The organism is Azospirillum sp. UENF 111221, assembly GCF_058780625.1.
This window is the reverse complement of the sequence record NZ_JBSNCH010000005.1, coordinates 1122885-1136389: the sequence shown is the minus strand read 5'-3', so window position 1 is coordinate 1136389 and position 13505 is coordinate 1122885. Positions and strand designations below refer to the sequence as shown.

Genomic DNA, 13505 nt, shown 5'->3' with positions numbered 1-13505 from the left:
CTATCCCTCTCCCGCGATGCGGGGGAGGGAAGGAGCCCATGCGAAACATGGGAAGGGAGGGGGAATTCCTCCCCCAACCAGAACCTACGCCGTCACCAGCGGCGACAAGCCGTTCTGGATGGCCCACACCGCGGCCTGCGTCCGGTTCTGTGCGTTGATCTTCCGCATCACATTCTTGAAATGCATCTTCACCGTCGATTCGGTGATGTGCAGGTTGCGCGCGATGGCCTTGTTCGACTGGCCGGCCAGCAGGCAACGCAGGATCTGGACCTCACGCTTCGACAGGTCGCCGCTGGGCGGCATGGTGATCGGGATGGGGTTGTGCTGCGGCCGTTCGTTGGCGGCGGCCATCAGCAGGCCGGCGACATGGGTGGGATAGACCACCTCGCCCAGCATCACCAGCCGCAGGGAGCGCAGCAGGCTCTCGCTCGACATGCTCTTGTTCAGATAGGCGTCGGCGCCGGCCTTCAGCGACTGCGACAGGCTGCGGTCGGCGATGGTATCGGCCAGCACGGCAATCCGGGCGGAGGTGCCGTCACGCAACCTCCGGATGCCGGCAATCTCCTCCGGCATGCCATCCTGCAGCGCCAGCACGATCAGGTCGGGTTCCTCGCCGTCGGCAATCAGGTCGAGCGCGTCGTCGGCGCTGGCCGCGTGGGTGCTGACCCGGAAGGGGCCGCCGCCGATCAGCGTTGCCAGTGCCGCAGAAAACAGCCGGTCGTGGTCGACCAGCATCACAGTCCATGTCGTCATCGATCATCCTCCGCTGAGCCGCCCTTTTTCCGGGCAGCGGCGATCCCCCCTTTTGTTCCGTGCCTGAAGGTCCAGGAAAAGGACCGGACCGGTTGGCCCGGTCCGCACGGACTCCGAACATAGAAAATTAGAACAATATTGTTCGGAACAGCGGGCTTTACGCTTCATGCTGCGATGATTTATACGGTTCATTAACCAACAGCGCAAGGTGAGAACAGGAAAGTCACAGCCAATAGATCGGATTTGCGGTGAAAATGATCGTAGATCCATTCATTCGATATTTAGGGGTAGCTGCGCCAAGGAGCGGCGCGAATGAACCGCTTTCCCATTGGGGCTTTTTGGTGTTCTTGGCCCTAACTGAGGAGCGGTCCGCTGAGAATAAGGGGACACGATGGAGTTCGAGCTTCAAGCGCGCGGTGGTTCGCGTAGCGCGGGCAATCCCACGCGGATTTTTCTGGTGGTCGACGAGCAGCCGATGGTCCGCCATGGCTTCGCGCTGTCCATCGGCGAGATCTGTCCTGGGACGCGCGTGCTGGAGGCCGGGTCGTTGGATGAAGCGCTGAACATCGGCCGCCAGACTCCCGAGCTGGCCCTTGTCCTATACGACCCCGGCCCGCCGCGCGTGGATGAGGATGACGCGGGCGGTGGTGCCATCGCCGGACTGCGCCGTCTGAAGGAGGCTCTGGGCGAGGTACCGGTCCTGATCCTGACCAACTCCGACGAGGTGGCCGACATCGTCGACAGCGTTCGCATGGGCGCCCGCGGCTATGTGCTGAAGACCAGCCCGCCGGAGGTGCTGGAGCATGCCATCTCGCTGGCGCTCAGCGGCGACATCTTCCTGCCGCTGCCGCGTGCCGTGCTGAACGGGGCGCTGGCCGAGGGGCCGCGCGGCAACGACGACATCCTGGACCGGCTGACCGACCGCCAGCGCGACGTGTTCGAGCTTTTGCTGGCCGGCCACTCCAACAAGGAGATCGCCCGCGGCCTTGGCGTGCTGGAAGGCACGGTAAAGGTGCATGTGCGCGCCATCATGCAGAAGCTCGGCGTGCGCAACCGCACCCAGGTGGCGGTGGTCGCCGCCCGCAACGGCTGCTTCACCGGAGAAGGCTGAAGAGTCCGCATTGCCTGAACGGCCCCGCTTCCGGCAGACTGGCGACCCTATGATCCAGTCAGGAGCGGGCGCTTGGTTCAGGTGGCGGTGGCCGACAGGCCGGAAGAGTCGGCGGGCGGAGAAACGGCGCGCGAGGAAAAGAAGGTCGCCGTCCATGGCGCCGCCACCGTCCGCTTCGAGCATCGCCACGGCGAGACCCGGCTGGCGACGCTTTACCACCATGACCCGCTGCGGGTGCTGATGCCGACGCCGCGCCGGGACGACCTTCCCATCGCGGTGCTCGCCACAACCTCGGGCGGAATGGTCGGCGGCGACCGCATGGACATCGCCCTGTCCGTCGGGGCCGGCACCAGGGCGCTGATCACCACCCAGGCGGCCGAGAAGGTCTATCGCTCCACCGGCGCAGACTGCCGCATCGACACCGCCCTGTCGGTGGAGGAGGGCGGCTGGCTGGAATGGATGCCGCAGGAAGCCATCGTCTTCGAAGGCTCCCGCCTGCGCCGCCTGACCCGGATCGATTTGTCGGGCGACGGCCGCGCCATCGCCGGCGAGATGCTGGTCTTCGGCCGCGCCGCCTTCGGCGAGACGGTCACCCGCGGCCTGATCCGCGACGCCTGGGAGGTTGCCCGCGACGGCCGCCTGGTCTGGGCCGACGCCCTGCATCTGGACGACGACATCGCCGAGGCGCTGGCCCATCCCGCCGGCTTCGGTGGCGCCGCCGCCTGCGCCACCCTTCTCCATGCCGCTCCCGACGCCGCCCGCCACCTCGATGCGGTCCGCGCACTGGCCGAGCCGATCGAGGGCGCCCGCATCGGCGCCACCGCGCTGGACGGCCTGCTGATCGTCCGCATCCTCGGCGGCGATGCCCGCACCGTGCGGCGCGCCTATGCGATGCTGTGGTCGGGCCTGCGCGCCGAAGCCGCGGGTCTGCCCACCCGCCTGCCGCGGCTGTGGGAGGTGTGAGGCGCTGCCCGAGCTTTGGCGCCAGCACTTTCAACCCTCTACGTCATACGACGCACTTGGCGTGCCGTCCCGGCGTGGCATAATCGCCGGCAACGAACAGGGCGGCGAAAGGGCAATCCCCCGATGAACCTGACAGGGCGCGAGAAGGACAAGCTGCTCGTCGCGATGGCGGCGATGGTGGCGCGGCGGCGGCTGGAGCGCGGCGTCAAGCTGAACCACCCGGAGGCGGTCGCCCTCATCACCGATTACGTGGTGGAGGGTGCGCGAGACGGCCGCACGGTGGCAGAACTGATGCGGGACGGTGCCACCGTGCTGACCCGCGATCAGGTGATGGAGGGCATCCCCGAGATGATCCACGACATCCAGGTCGAGGCGACCTTCCCCGACGGTACCAAGCTCGTCACCGTCCACCAGCCGATCCGTTGAGAGGGGATGCCCGATGAAACCCGGTGAAATCTTCCCGGCGGCCGGCGAGATCGTGCTGAACGACGGCCGTGCCACCGTCGAACTCGACGTCGCCAATGCCGGCGACCGCCCGATCCAAGTCGGTTCGCACTACCATTTCTACGAGACCAACAGCGCGCTGACCTTCGACCGCGAGCAGGCCAGGGGTTTCCGGCTCGACATTCCGGCCGGGACGGCGGTGCGCTTCGAGCCCGGCCAGACCCGGCGCGTGACGCTGGTCGCCTATGACGGCGACCGGGTGGTCATCGGCTTCAACCGCAAGGTCAACGGCGCCCTCTGACGGGCCGACAGGAAGGGCGAACGACAATGGCGCACCGCATCGACCGGGCCGAATATGCGGCCCTCTATGGCCCGACCACCGGTGACCGCATCCGGCTGGCCGACACTGACCTGATCGTCGAGGTCGAACGCGACCACACTGTCTATGGCGAGGAGGTGAAGTTCGGCGGCGGCAAGGTGATCCGCGACGGCATGGGACAAAGCCAGCGCTCGCGTCACCAGGGAGCCGTCGACACCGTCATCACCAACGCCCTGATCATCGACCATTGGGGCATCGTCAAGGCCGACATCGGCATCACCGGCGGGCGCATCGCCGCCATCGGCAAGGCCGGCAACCCCGACATCCAGCCCGGCGTCGACATCATCATCGGTCCGGGCACCGAGGTGATCGCCGGCGAAGGCAAGATCGTCACTGCCGGCGGCATCGACGCCCACATCCATTTCATCTGCCCGCAGCAGGTGGACGAGGCGCTGAACAGCGGCGTCACCACCATGCTGGGCGGCGGCACCGGCCCGGCCGCCGGCACCTCGGCCACCACCTGCACGCCGGGGCCGTGGCACATGGAGCGGATGCTCCAGGCCGCCGAAGGACTGCCGATCAACCTGGGCTTCTTCGGCAAGGGCAACACCAGCCGTCCCGACGCGCTGCTGGAGCAGATCGCCGCCGGCGCCTGCGGCCTGAAGCTGCACGAGGATTGGGGCACCACGCCCGACTCCATCGACACCTGCCTGACGGTGGCCGACCAGCTGGACGTCCAGGTGGCGATCCACACCGACACGCTGAACGAATCGGGTTTCGTCGAGGACACCATCGCGGCATTCAAGGGCCGCACCATCCACACCTTCCACACCGAAGGGGCGGGCGGTGGACATGCGCCGGACATCATCCGGGTGGCCAGCCTCGCCAACGTGCTGCCCAGCTCGACCAACCCGACGCGGCCCTTCACCATCAACACGGTGGACGAGCATCTCGACATGCTGATGGTGTGCCATCACCTCAGCCCGCGCATTCCGGAAGACGTCGCCTTCGCCGAAAGCCGCATCCGGCGCGAGACCATCGCGGCGGAGGACATCCTGCACGACCTGGGTGTCTTCTCCATGATCTCGTCGGACAGCCAGGCGATGGGCCGGCTGGGCGAGGTGGTGATCCGCACCTGGCAGACCGCGCACAAGATGAAGCTCCAGCGCGGGCGTCTGCCGCAGGAGACCGGCGACAACGACAATTTCCGGGTCAAGCGCTACATCGCCAAATACACCATCAACCCGGCGCTGTCGCACGGCATCGGCCATGTCGTCGGCTCGGTCGAGGTCGGCAAGCTGGCCGATCTGGTGGTGTGGTCGCCTGCCTTCTTCGGGGTGAAGCCGGACATGGTGATCAAGTGCGGCACCATCGCCGCCGCGCTGATGGGCGATCCCAACGCCTCGATCCCGACGCCGCAGCCGGTGCATTACCGCCCGATGTTCGGCGCCTTCGGCCGGGCGATGCAGGCCAGCAGCGTGACCTTCGTCAGCGCCAAGGCGCTGGAGCTGGACGTCGGCCGCCAGCTTGGCCTGCACCGCGAACTGATCGCCGTCAAGGGCACCCGCACCGTCGGCAAGAAGGACATGATCCACAACGACGCCACCCCGCACATCGAGGTCGACCCCGAAACCTACGAGGTGCGGGCGGATGGACAGCTGCTGACCTGCGAACCGGCGGACGTGCTGCCGATGTCGCAGCGGTATTTCCTGTTCTGAAGCACGTTTTTATCCCCTCTCCCCGCTGGGGACAGGGTTAGGGTGAGGGGGATGCGCAGGCCGGAACTCTTTCGGCTGCGCCGAACCCCCTCATCCCAACCTTCTCCCCAGGGGGGAGAAGGGGTTTTCGGTAGGGCTCAAGCAGTTGATCGGTGTATTCGACTCAGGACATGGCGGATTGACGGTGCTGCGCGCCCTGGTGGACGCGGCCCCCGGTCGGCCCTTCGTCTATCTCGGCGACCATGCCGCCGCGCCCTACGGTCCGCGCAGCGAGGACGACATCTACCGGCTGACCATCGCCGGGATGGACCGGCTGTTCGCCCAGGGCTGCCGGCTGGTCGTCATCGCCTGCAACACCGCCGCGGCCGTCGCGCTGCGCCGGCTCCAGCAGGAATGGCTGCCGTCCGCCCATCCCGGCCGCAACGTGCTGGGCGTGCTGGTGCCGATGGTGGAGGCGATCACCCGCGTGCCGTGGATGATCGACACCGTTCCGCCCGACCATCTCGCCGAACCGCGCAGCGTCGGCATCTTCGCCACCGCGGCGACGGTCAACTCCGGCTCCTTCCCGCGGGAGATCGGCAAGCGGGCGCCGTCCGTCCGCGTCGTGCAGCAGGCCTGCCCCGATCTGGTGCCGCTGATCGAACGCGGCGCGTCGGACGACGAGATCGAGCCGGCGGTGAACGGCTATGTCCGCGTCCTGCTGGACAAGATGGGCAGCCAGCCGCTGGACACGGTGGTGCTGGGCTGCACCCATTACCCGCTGGTCCGCCACCTGTTCGCCCGTGCGCTGCCGCCGGGGGTGGAAGTGCTGTGCCAGCCGACGCTGACCGCCCGTTCGCTGGAGCAGTATCTCGACCGCCACCCCGAATACCGCCCTGACCCGGCCGAGCGTGGCCTGAAATTCTTCACCACCGGAGACGCGGCGCTGGTCAGCGAACTGGCCGGCCGCTTCTTCGGCCACCCGACCCCCTTTGAACGGCTTATCTGATGACCGATCCCGCCCGCCGTGCCACCCGAGTCCACGCCCGCGGCCATTGGCCGGTCGAGCAGGCGGCCGGCACCGTGACGCTCGCCTTCGACGACCGCTTCCGCCGCCGCATGGCGATGACCGACGATGCCGGCGGCACCTTCCTGCTCGACCTGCCGCGGGCGGTGGCGCTGGACGACGGCGACGGGCTGGAACTGGGCGACGGCAGCTTCCTCCGCGTGGTCGCCGCGCCTGAGGAGTTGATGGAAGTCCGTGTCCCCGGCCCGGTCGAGGCCTTCGCCCGCGTCGCCTGGCATCTCGGCAACCGCCACCTGCCGGTGCAGATCGTCGGCGACACCATCCGGCTGCGCCGCGATCATGTGATCGAGGACATGCTGCGCGGGTTGGGGGCCGAGGTGCGCGACGTGTCGGCACCCTTCATGCCGGAAGGCGGCGCCTATGGCGGGCATTCGCATGGCGGCGGGCATGGTCATTCGCACTGACGTGGATGGCGTCTCCACCCACGCCCTGACGCGCCTTCTGGCGTGGCTGTCGCCCAGCTTTCCGGTCGGCGGCTTTTCCTACAGCCATGGCATCGAGGCGGCGGTGGAGCAGGGGCTGGTGCGCGACCGGGCGACGATGATCGTCTGGCTCGACGGCATCCTGCGCCATGGCGCCGGGCGGACCGACGGCATGCTGTTCGCCGCGGCCCACCGGGCCGTGCTGGCCGGTGACGAGGCCGGGTTCGCCTGGGCGGTGGAACGGGCCGACATCCTGCGTGCGTCGGCAGAGATGGGGCTGGAATCGCGGGCACAGGGGCAGGCCTTCCTGCTGGCGATCCGCGCCGCATGGCCGCTCGACGGGCTGGCGCGCTGGGATGCGGTGATCGCCGGCACCGGGCGGCCGGTCGCCTATACGGTTGCGGTGGCGCTGGCGGCATCCCTGATCGGTGTGGCCGAAGGGCCGGCGCTGACCGCTTATCTGCATGCCTTCTCCGCCAACCTCGTTTCGGCCGGCGTGCGGCTGGTGCCGCTGGGCCAGACCGACGGACAGCGGGCGCTGGCCGCCCTCGACCCCATCACCCACCGGGCGGCCGACGCGGCGCTGGCGGCCCCGCTCGACGCTCTCGGCGGCCGGGCGATGGCCGTCGATTGGACCTCGATGATCCACGAAACCCAATATACGAGGCTGTTCCGCTCATGAGCGCTCTCCCCGCTATCGAAAAGAGCCACGCCGGCCCGCTTCGCGTCGGCATCGGCGGTCCCGTCGGCTCCGGCAAGACCGCACTGACCGACGCGCTGTGCAAGCGCATGCGCGAGGATTGGGAGGTCGCGGCGATCACCAACGACATCTATACCAAGGAGGATGCGGAGTTCCTCACCCGCTCCGGCGCGCTGAAGCCGGAACGGATCATGGGGGTGGAGACCGGCGGCTGCCCGCACACCGCGATCCGCGAGGACGCCTCGATCAACCTCGCCGCCGTCGACCAGATGAACGTCAAGTTCCCCAACCTCGACCTGATCTTCATCGAATCGGGTGGCGACAACCTCGCGGCGACCTTCTCGCCGGAACTGGCGGACATCACCATCTACGTCATCGACGTGTCGGCCGGCGACAAGATCCCGCGCAAGGGCGGGCCGGGCATCACCCGGTCGGACCTGCTGGTCATCAACAAGACCGATCTCGCGCCGATGGTCGGTGCCAGCCTGGAGGTGATGGACCGCGACGCCCGCAAGATGCGCGGCGACCGTCCCTTCGTCTTCGCCAACGTAAAGGCGGGCGAGGGGGTCGATGCCATCCAGTCCTTCATCGTCCAGCGCGGTGGATTGCCCCTTCCGGGCTGACCGTTCACAACTGGGGGAAGATCGGCGCCCGGGATTCTCTGGCCGATGGAACCTCCGGCTTGACCATGCTGTTCATGCAGCATGAGACGATTCAAGCCGGAGGATGCCCTGATGACGCGCCCCACCCCTGCAACGGCCCTGCTGCTGGCCGCGCTGGGAACCCTGTCCTTCGCCGCGCCCGCGTTGGCGGCCGACGACTGCGCGGCTGGGCTCGACCGGCTGGGACAGCAGGCGGCGGCTCTCGAGGCTGCCGGCCCCGGCTCCGCCGCACCGGTGACCCAGCAGGAAACCGCCCAGCTGCGCGCGCTTCAGCAGGCGGCCCAGGCCGCCGCGCAGAAGGGCAACGCCCCCGCCTGCCAAGCCATCCTGGGCGAGGCGACGGCATTGCAGGATTCCATCGCCCGTCCGCGCGCCATCGCGGCCGACGATCTTGAGAATGCCAAGCTGCGCAGCCCGGACGGCAAGGATCTCGGCAGCATCTCCGAACTGATCATCGATCCCGGCACCGGGCGCGTCGCCTATGCCGTGGTCGAGCTGGGCGGCTTCCTTGGCATCGGCGAGGCCGACTTCGCGGTTCCGTGGGCGCTGTTCGCCCCGTCGGGCGAGGGCTATGTCCTGAATGTGCCGAAGGACAAGCTGACCAACGCGCCGCGTTTCGACGACAAGAACCGCCCGAACATGAACGACCGCCAGTGGGCGATGGCGGTTCACACCTATTATGGCGTCGCCCCCTACTGGATGCGCGATTCCGCTACGCTGGCCGCCATTGCCGGCGCCGCCGGCGGGAATGGCGATATCTCGGCGGCACCGCTGCGCCAGGAGGTGCAGCGCCTGTCGCAGGAAGTGGCGCGGCTGAATGGCGAATTGCAGCAGGCGCGCGGCGCCGCCGGTTCCAGCGGGGCGACGCCCGGTGCCGGAATGGGGCAGGGCGGTGCGCCACAGGCGGCGCCGGATGCCGCCGCGCAGACGCCGTCCGGGAACGGCAGCCCCCAGCCGCCGGTTTCCCAACAGTGACGCGTTAACGATCCGATGGCGGACGATCCCCGATTGGGACCCGTCTGACCGGGACCCGCATTCAGGAGGACCGACATGGAACTCTCTTCGATCACCGATACGGCCCAGCGCAACCTGCGCGGCATTGCCGACACCATGGCCGACCGCTTGCCCGGACCCACCGGCAGCCACGGCATCAATGTCGGCCACAACGAACGGCTGGCGTCGCTGGCCGGCGGCGTGGTGTTGGCGGTGCTGGGCCTGCGCCGGCCCAACTGGACCGGCGCCGCCATGGCGCTGGCCGGCGGTGCCCTGGTCGCGCGCGGCCTGACCGGCTATTGCCCCGGCAAGGCGATGCTGGCCGACTGGTCGCACAATGACCGGGCCGCGTTTCCAGCGCAGGATGTCGAGCATGGCATCGACCCCTATTCCCGCCATCCCGGCGACATCTATCAGGAGAGCTGCGAGGAGGAGATCGTTGACGAGGCTTCCCAGGAATCCTTCCCGGCGAGCGATCCGCCCTCCTTCAGCCCGGGCGTTGCGCGGTAAGCGGGCAATCAGCCAAGCGGCCTGATGCCATAACAGAAATGTCATCAAGAAACGGCCTGCCAGTCCCACGCTGGCAGGCCGTTTTTGATATGGATCAATGAAAGACAGAATTCGGACGACTTCGGCTTTTACTGATCGTTCCTGCGGCAATGCTGCGCAATGATTGAGACGCATGTGCGGTTCGCGCCCATTGCACGTTGCGGACCCGCGGCGGTTCGTTTATGGTGCACTGCACAAGGAACGCCGCGTCTGTGCACACGGCGAAAGGCCGCCACGGTTGCGGCCGCTCCTCCCGTCACATCGACCGCAGGACAGTCCGCATGACCACGATCATTCCCGCCGCCGCCACGCTCGAAGGCAAGAAGGGGCTCGTTCTTGGCATCGCCAACGACCAGTCGATCGCCTGGGGCTGCGCCCGCGCCTTCCGCGCGATGGGTGCCGACCTCGCGGTCAGCTATCTGAACGACAAGGCCAAGAAGTTCGTCGAGCCGCTGGCCCAGCAGCTCGAGGCCGAGATTTTCGAACCGGTGGACGTCACCGGCGAGGGCGAGCTGAAGGCCATCTTCGACAAGATCGGCGAGAAGTGGGGCAAGCTCGACTTCGCGCTGCATAGCATCGCCTTCGCCCCGAAGGAGGATCTACACGGCCGCGTCGTCGATTGCTCGCGCGAGGGCTTCCAGCAGGCGATGGACGTCTCCTGCCACTCCTTCATCCGCATGGCCAAGTATGCCGAGCCGCTGATGAAGGACGGTGGGTCGCTGTTCACCATGTCCTATTTCGGCGCCAACCGCGTCATCGACAATTACGGCGTCATGGGTCCGGTCAAGGCCGCCCTGGAAGCCAGCGTCCGCTATCTGGCGGCCGAGCTGGGCCCGAAAGGCATCCGTGTCCATGCCATCTCCCCCGGCCCGATCAAGACCCGCGCCGCCTCCGGCATCGCCCATTTCGACGAGCTGATGAACAAGGCCGCCGAGCGTGCGCCGGAAGGCCGTCTGGTCACCATCGAGGAGGTGGGCTACACCACCGCCTTCCTCGCCACCGATGGTGCGAAGGGCATCACCGGCGACACCACCTATGTCGACTGCGGTTATTCCATCGTCGGCTGACGATGGCAGATCCCGATCCCTGCCCGATGGCGGCGGGGATCGGATTGCATGATGGGGCGGGTGCGGCGACGCATCCGCCCTGTTTCGTTCCGGGCCTCCCCTCCGCCCGTCTCCTGGCGGGTGCGTCATATTGCCGTGTGACGCCGCCGACTGTTTTGGCGCAATGGTGACACCAGCCATAATCCGGGCTAACGGGGTGCCGGCAAGGGGGGAGGCGGCAGGGTCATGGGCGCCATAACGTGGCGACGGCAGTTGAGCGTCGGCCAACCGTCCATCGACGACGATCACAAGCATCTGATCGAGTATCTGAATGAACTCGACGCAGCGCTGGCTGCTGAGCGGTTCCAGCCGGTACGCGTCGCCAAGATCCTGGTCAAGCTGCTGGAATACACCAAGGAGCATTTCGCCCGCGAAGAGCGGATCATGCAGATCGTACACTACCCGAAATTCGAGGAGCACGTCGCCATGCACCGTGCCGCGGTGAAGATGGTCAGCGAGCTGTCCAACCGCTTTTCGATCGACCCTACCCACGAGAATGCGGAGCAGCTCTACAAATTCACCGCCGACTGGCTGGTCCGCCACATCATCCTGATGGACACGCAGCTGACGCCCTATGTGCGTGGCGTGTGGGCGTGAGGGGGAAGGGGCCGTCCCTTATACCCCACGAACTCCGCCGTCCGGTAGCCCTGGGCGTAGAGCAGGGCGGTGAGATCGCCGTGATCGACGCGGGCGCGGGCCTCGGCGGCGACCACCGCCTTGGCATGGAAGGCCACGCCCAGCCCGGCGGCCAGCAGCATCGGCAGGTCGTTGGCGCCGTCGCCGACGGCCATGGTTTCCGCCACCGGCACGCGATGCTCGCCAGCATAGGCCATCAGCGCCTGGAGCTTGCTGTCCTTGTCGAGGATCGGCTCGATCACCTTGCCGGTCATCACGCCGTCGACGACTTCCAGCTCGTTGCCGCGATCGTCGTCGAAGCCGATCCAGCTGCGCACCCGGCCGGTGAAGCAGCGGAAGCCGCCCGACACCAGGACACAGACGGCGCCGTTGGCGCGCATGGTGCCGACCAGCTGGGCGGCACCCGGCATCAGGGTGGCGCGCTGCCACACCTCGTCGATCACCGTCTCGCTCAACCCCTTCAACAGGGCGACCCGCTCGCGCACCGCGTCCTTGAAGTCGATCTCGCCGTTCATGGCGCGGGCGGTGATGTCGGCGATGTGGTCCTTCAGCCCGACATAATCGCCAAGCTCGTCCAGCATCTCCTGCTCGATGATCGTCGATTCCATGTCGGCAACCAGCAGCCGCTTGCGCCGCGTCGCCGCCGGCTGGGCGATGATGTCCAGCGCCACGCCGGTCCCATTCGCCGTCAGGGCATGGCGGATCGCCGCCTCCGCCTGTTCGGGTGCCAGATTGCCGAAGGGCAGGTCGCAGGCGGTGCCCGGCGCCAGCCAGTCCGGTGCGCCGGCATCGGCGCCCAGCCCGACCAGCGCCGCCTTGGCGGTCTGGACGGCGGCCTCGTCGAGCGTGGCGGTGCGGGGGGCGATCAGCGTGGCGACGGCGTTCATCGGCGGGTATCCCGAGGAAAAGAGGGCCTTTGCGCGCTGCCTACCACAGCCAAGGGGGCCGGGTCCAACGAAGCTTCGGCGTCGGCTTGCGGTTGGGGCACGCGGTTGGGTGTTGCAAAGCGGGCGCCGGAACGCCATGCAAGGGCGATGAGCGACCTCACCGCCCCTTTGGCCACCTCTCTGACTGACGTCATCGTCATCGGCGGCCCCACCGCGTCGGGCAAGTCGGGGCTGGCGCTCGCCATCGCCGAGGCGTTCGGCGGCACCGTCATCAATGCCGACAGCATGCAGCTCTACGCCGACCTGGATGTGCTGACCGCCCGGCCGCCGGCTGAGGATCTGGCGCGGGCGCCCCACCGGCTCTACGGCGTGCTGCCGGCGGCGGAACGCGGATCGGCGGCGCGCTGGCGCAACATGGCTCTGGCGGAGATCGCCGCCGCCAGGGTCGAGGGCCGGCTGCCGGTGGTGGTTGGCGGCACCGGCCTCTATCTGCGCGCGCTGATGCAGGGGTTGAGCGAAGTGCCGCCTATCCCCGACGAGGTGCGTGCCGCCGCCCATGCCCGGTTGGCCGCCATCGGCGGCGAGACCTTCCGCGCCGAACTGGTCGCCCGCGACCCGGCGTCGGCAAAGCTGAACCCCGGCGACACCACCCGTCTGACCCGCGCCTGGGAAGTGCTGGAGGCCACCGGTCATCCATTGTCGCACTGGCAGAGCCGGACCGCCCAGGGCGCGCCGGCCGATCTGCGCTTCACCATTCTCGTGCTCGATCCGCCGCGGGCCGACCTTTATGCCCAGTGCGACAGGCGCTTCCATATGATGATGGAGCAGGGGGCGCTGGGGGAGGTGCGGCGATTGGACGCTCTGGCTCGCGAACAGGCCCTCGCCCCCGACCTGCCGGTGCTGAAAGCCCTGGGAGTGCCCGAACTCCGCCGCGTTCTGCACGGCGAAATCCCGCTCGACGAGGCCATAGCGCTGGCCCAGCAGTCGACCCGCCGCTATGCCAAACGGCAGGTCACGTGGTTCCGGCATCAGATTGTTGGCAAATCACCCGATATGCTGGTAAGTCATACAGGACAGCATAGCTGCCATACCATCGATCTGCCTTGTTCGCTTGCGGTACGAAATGCAATGCTCGACCGCCTGAGAACGATACTAAATTACTGATCCGAAGGAGAA

General features: G+C 67.7%; 16 protein-coding genes. 14 read left to right on the top strand and 2 right to left on the bottom strand.

Annotated elements, in window-relative coordinates:
* Positions 1–84: 84 nt before the first annotated feature.
* Positions 85–753, bottom strand: coding sequence for a LuxR C-terminal-related transcriptional regulator (locus ACWPN3_RS19845; RefSeq protein ID WP_109096158.1), 669 nt, complete (start codon positions 751–753; stop codon positions 85–87).
* A gap of 457 nt (positions 754–1210) precedes the next feature.
* On the opposite strand from ACWPN3_RS19845, the gene ACWPN3_RS19840 reads away from it, so the two are divergent.
* The 13 genes from ACWPN3_RS19840 to ACWPN3_RS19780 all read left to right on the top strand — a co-directional run bounded on the left by ACWPN3_RS19840 (position 1211) and on the right by ACWPN3_RS19780 (position 11403).
* Positions 1211–1864: a LuxR C-terminal-related transcriptional regulator gene (locus tag ACWPN3_RS19840; protein ID WP_247872799.1), complete on the top strand. Its 654-nt coding sequence runs from the start codon at positions 1211–1213 to the stop codon at positions 1862–1864.
* Positions 1865–1945: 81 nt separating this feature from the next.
* A complete protein-coding gene (locus ACWPN3_RS19835; RefSeq protein WP_492241388.1) occupies positions 1946–2827 on the top strand; it encodes an urease accessory protein UreD in 882 nt (293 codons plus the stop codon).
* A gap of 123 nt (positions 2828–2950) precedes the next feature.
* Positions 2951–3253 (top strand): urease subunit gamma, encoded by a 303-nt coding sequence (locus ACWPN3_RS19830; protein ID WP_014248459.1) that lies wholly within the window; start codon positions 2951–2953, stop codon positions 3251–3253.
* A gap of 13 nt (positions 3254–3266) precedes the next feature.
* Positions 3267–3572 carry an urease subunit beta gene (locus tag ACWPN3_RS19825; protein ID WP_109096155.1) on the top strand — a complete coding sequence of 102 codons (306 nt, stop codon included), beginning with the start codon at positions 3267–3269 and terminating at the stop codon, positions 3570–3572.
* Between the two features lie 26 nt (positions 3573–3598).
* The gene (gene ureC / locus ACWPN3_RS19820) at positions 3599–5308 is read left to right on the top strand and encodes an urease subunit alpha (RefSeq protein ID WP_492240889.1); all 1710 of its coding nucleotides are present in this window, start codon (positions 3599–3601) and stop codon (positions 5306–5308) included.
* 145 nt (positions 5309–5453) lie between these two features.
* Positions 5454–6296 (top strand): glutamate racemase, encoded by an 843-nt coding sequence (murI, locus tag ACWPN3_RS19815; RefSeq protein ID WP_492240888.1) that lies wholly within the window; start codon positions 5454–5456, stop codon positions 6294–6296.
* A complete protein-coding gene (locus ACWPN3_RS19810) occupies positions 6296–6778 on the top strand; it encodes an urease accessory protein UreE (RefSeq protein WP_492240887.1) in 483 nt (160 codons plus the stop codon). The genes murI and ACWPN3_RS19810 overlap by 1 nt, the downstream gene beginning before the upstream one ends.
* A complete protein-coding gene (locus tag ACWPN3_RS19805; protein WP_492240886.1) occupies positions 6762–7478 on the top strand; it encodes an urease accessory protein UreF in 717 nt (238 codons plus the stop codon). The genes ACWPN3_RS19810 and ACWPN3_RS19805 overlap by 17 nt, the downstream gene beginning before the upstream one ends.
* A complete protein-coding gene (gene ureG / locus ACWPN3_RS19800; RefSeq protein ID WP_109096150.1) occupies positions 7475–8119 on the top strand; it encodes an urease accessory protein UreG in 645 nt (214 codons plus the stop codon). Before ACWPN3_RS19805 ends, ureG begins: the two co-directional genes overlap by 4 nt.
* 111 nt (positions 8120–8230) lie before the next feature.
* Complete coding sequence (locus tag ACWPN3_RS19795; RefSeq protein WP_492240885.1) at positions 8231–9133, top strand: PRC-barrel domain-containing protein; 903 nt, start codon at positions 8231–8233, stop codon at positions 9131–9133.
* 75 nt (positions 9134–9208) lie between these two features.
* Positions 9209–9661 carry a YgaP family membrane protein gene (locus tag ACWPN3_RS19790; protein ID WP_109096148.1) on the top strand — a complete coding sequence of 151 codons (453 nt, stop codon included), beginning with the start codon at positions 9209–9211 and terminating at the stop codon, positions 9659–9661.
* A 320-nt stretch (positions 9662–9981) separates the two neighbouring features.
* Positions 9982–10767, top strand: a complete 786-nt coding sequence (fabI, locus tag ACWPN3_RS19785; RefSeq protein ID WP_109050864.1) for an enoyl-ACP reductase FabI — start codon at positions 9982–9984, stop codon at positions 10765–10767.
* 225 nt (positions 10768–10992) lie between these two features.
* Positions 10993–11403 carry a bacteriohemerythrin gene (locus ACWPN3_RS19780; protein ID WP_109096147.1) on the top strand — a complete coding sequence of 137 codons (411 nt, stop codon included), beginning with the start codon at positions 10993–10995 and terminating at the stop codon, positions 11401–11403.
* Here ACWPN3_RS19780 and serB read toward each other — a convergent pair.
* Positions 11379–12329, bottom strand: coding sequence for a phosphoserine phosphatase SerB (gene serB / locus ACWPN3_RS19775; protein ID WP_492240884.1), 951 nt, complete (start codon positions 12327–12329; stop codon positions 11379–11381). The two genes, ACWPN3_RS19780 and serB, sit on opposite strands and share 25 nt — an antisense overlap.
* Positions 12330–12476: 147 nt before the next feature.
* Between serB and miaA the strand changes: the two genes are divergently transcribed.
* The gene (gene miaA, locus ACWPN3_RS19770) at positions 12477–13493 is read left to right on the top strand and encodes a tRNA (adenosine(37)-N6)-dimethylallyltransferase MiaA (RefSeq protein ID WP_492240883.1); all 1017 of its coding nucleotides are present in this window, start codon (positions 12477–12479) and stop codon (positions 13491–13493) included.
* Positions 13494–13505 lie beyond the last annotated feature (12 nt).

Excerpts from the sequence above, each read along its gene's own strand:
- ACWPN3_RS19790 (WP_109096148.1), top strand. The coding sequence starts at position 9,209 with ATGGAACTCTCTTCGATCACCGATACGGCCCAGCGCAACCTGCGCGGC.
- ACWPN3_RS19825 (WP_109096155.1), top strand. The coding sequence starts at position 3,267 with ATGAAACCCGGTGAAATCTTCCCGGCGGCCGGCGAGATCGTGCTGAAC.
- fabI (WP_109050864.1), top strand. The coding sequence starts at position 9,982 with ATGACCACGATCATTCCCGCCGCCGCCACGCTCGAAGGCAAGAAGGGG.
- ACWPN3_RS19795 (WP_492240885.1), top strand. The coding sequence starts at position 8,231 with ATGACGCGCCCCACCCCTGCAACGGCCCTGCTGCTGGCCGCGCTGGGA.
- ureG (WP_109096150.1), top strand. The coding sequence starts at position 7,475 with ATGAGCGCTCTCCCCGCTATCGAAAAGAGCCACGCCGGCCCGCTTCGC.
- ACWPN3_RS19780 (WP_109096147.1), top strand. The coding sequence starts at position 10,993 with ATGGGCGCCATAACGTGGCGACGGCAGTTGAGCGTCGGCCAACCGTCC.
- ACWPN3_RS19830 (WP_014248459.1), top strand. The coding sequence starts at position 2,951 with ATGAACCTGACAGGGCGCGAGAAGGACAAGCTGCTCGTCGCGATGGCG.
- ureC (WP_492240889.1), top strand. The coding sequence starts at position 3,599 with ATGGCGCACCGCATCGACCGGGCCGAATATGCGGCCCTCTATGGCCCG.
- ACWPN3_RS19805 (WP_492240886.1), top strand. The coding sequence starts at position 6,762 with ATGGTCATTCGCACTGACGTGGATGGCGTCTCCACCCACGCCCTGACG.
- serB (WP_492240884.1), bottom strand. The coding sequence starts at position 12,329 with ATGAACGCCGTCGCCACGCTGATCGCCCCCCGCACCGCCACGCTCGAC.
- miaA (WP_492240883.1), top strand. The coding sequence starts at position 12,477 with ATGAGCGACCTCACCGCCCCTTTGGCCACCTCTCTGACTGACGTCATC.
- ACWPN3_RS19845 (WP_109096158.1), bottom strand. The coding sequence starts at position 753 with ATGACGACATGGACTGTGATGCTGGTCGACCACGACCGGCTGTTTTCT.
- ACWPN3_RS19810 (WP_492240887.1), top strand. The coding sequence starts at position 6,296 with ATGACCGATCCCGCCCGCCGTGCCACCCGAGTCCACGCCCGCGGCCAT.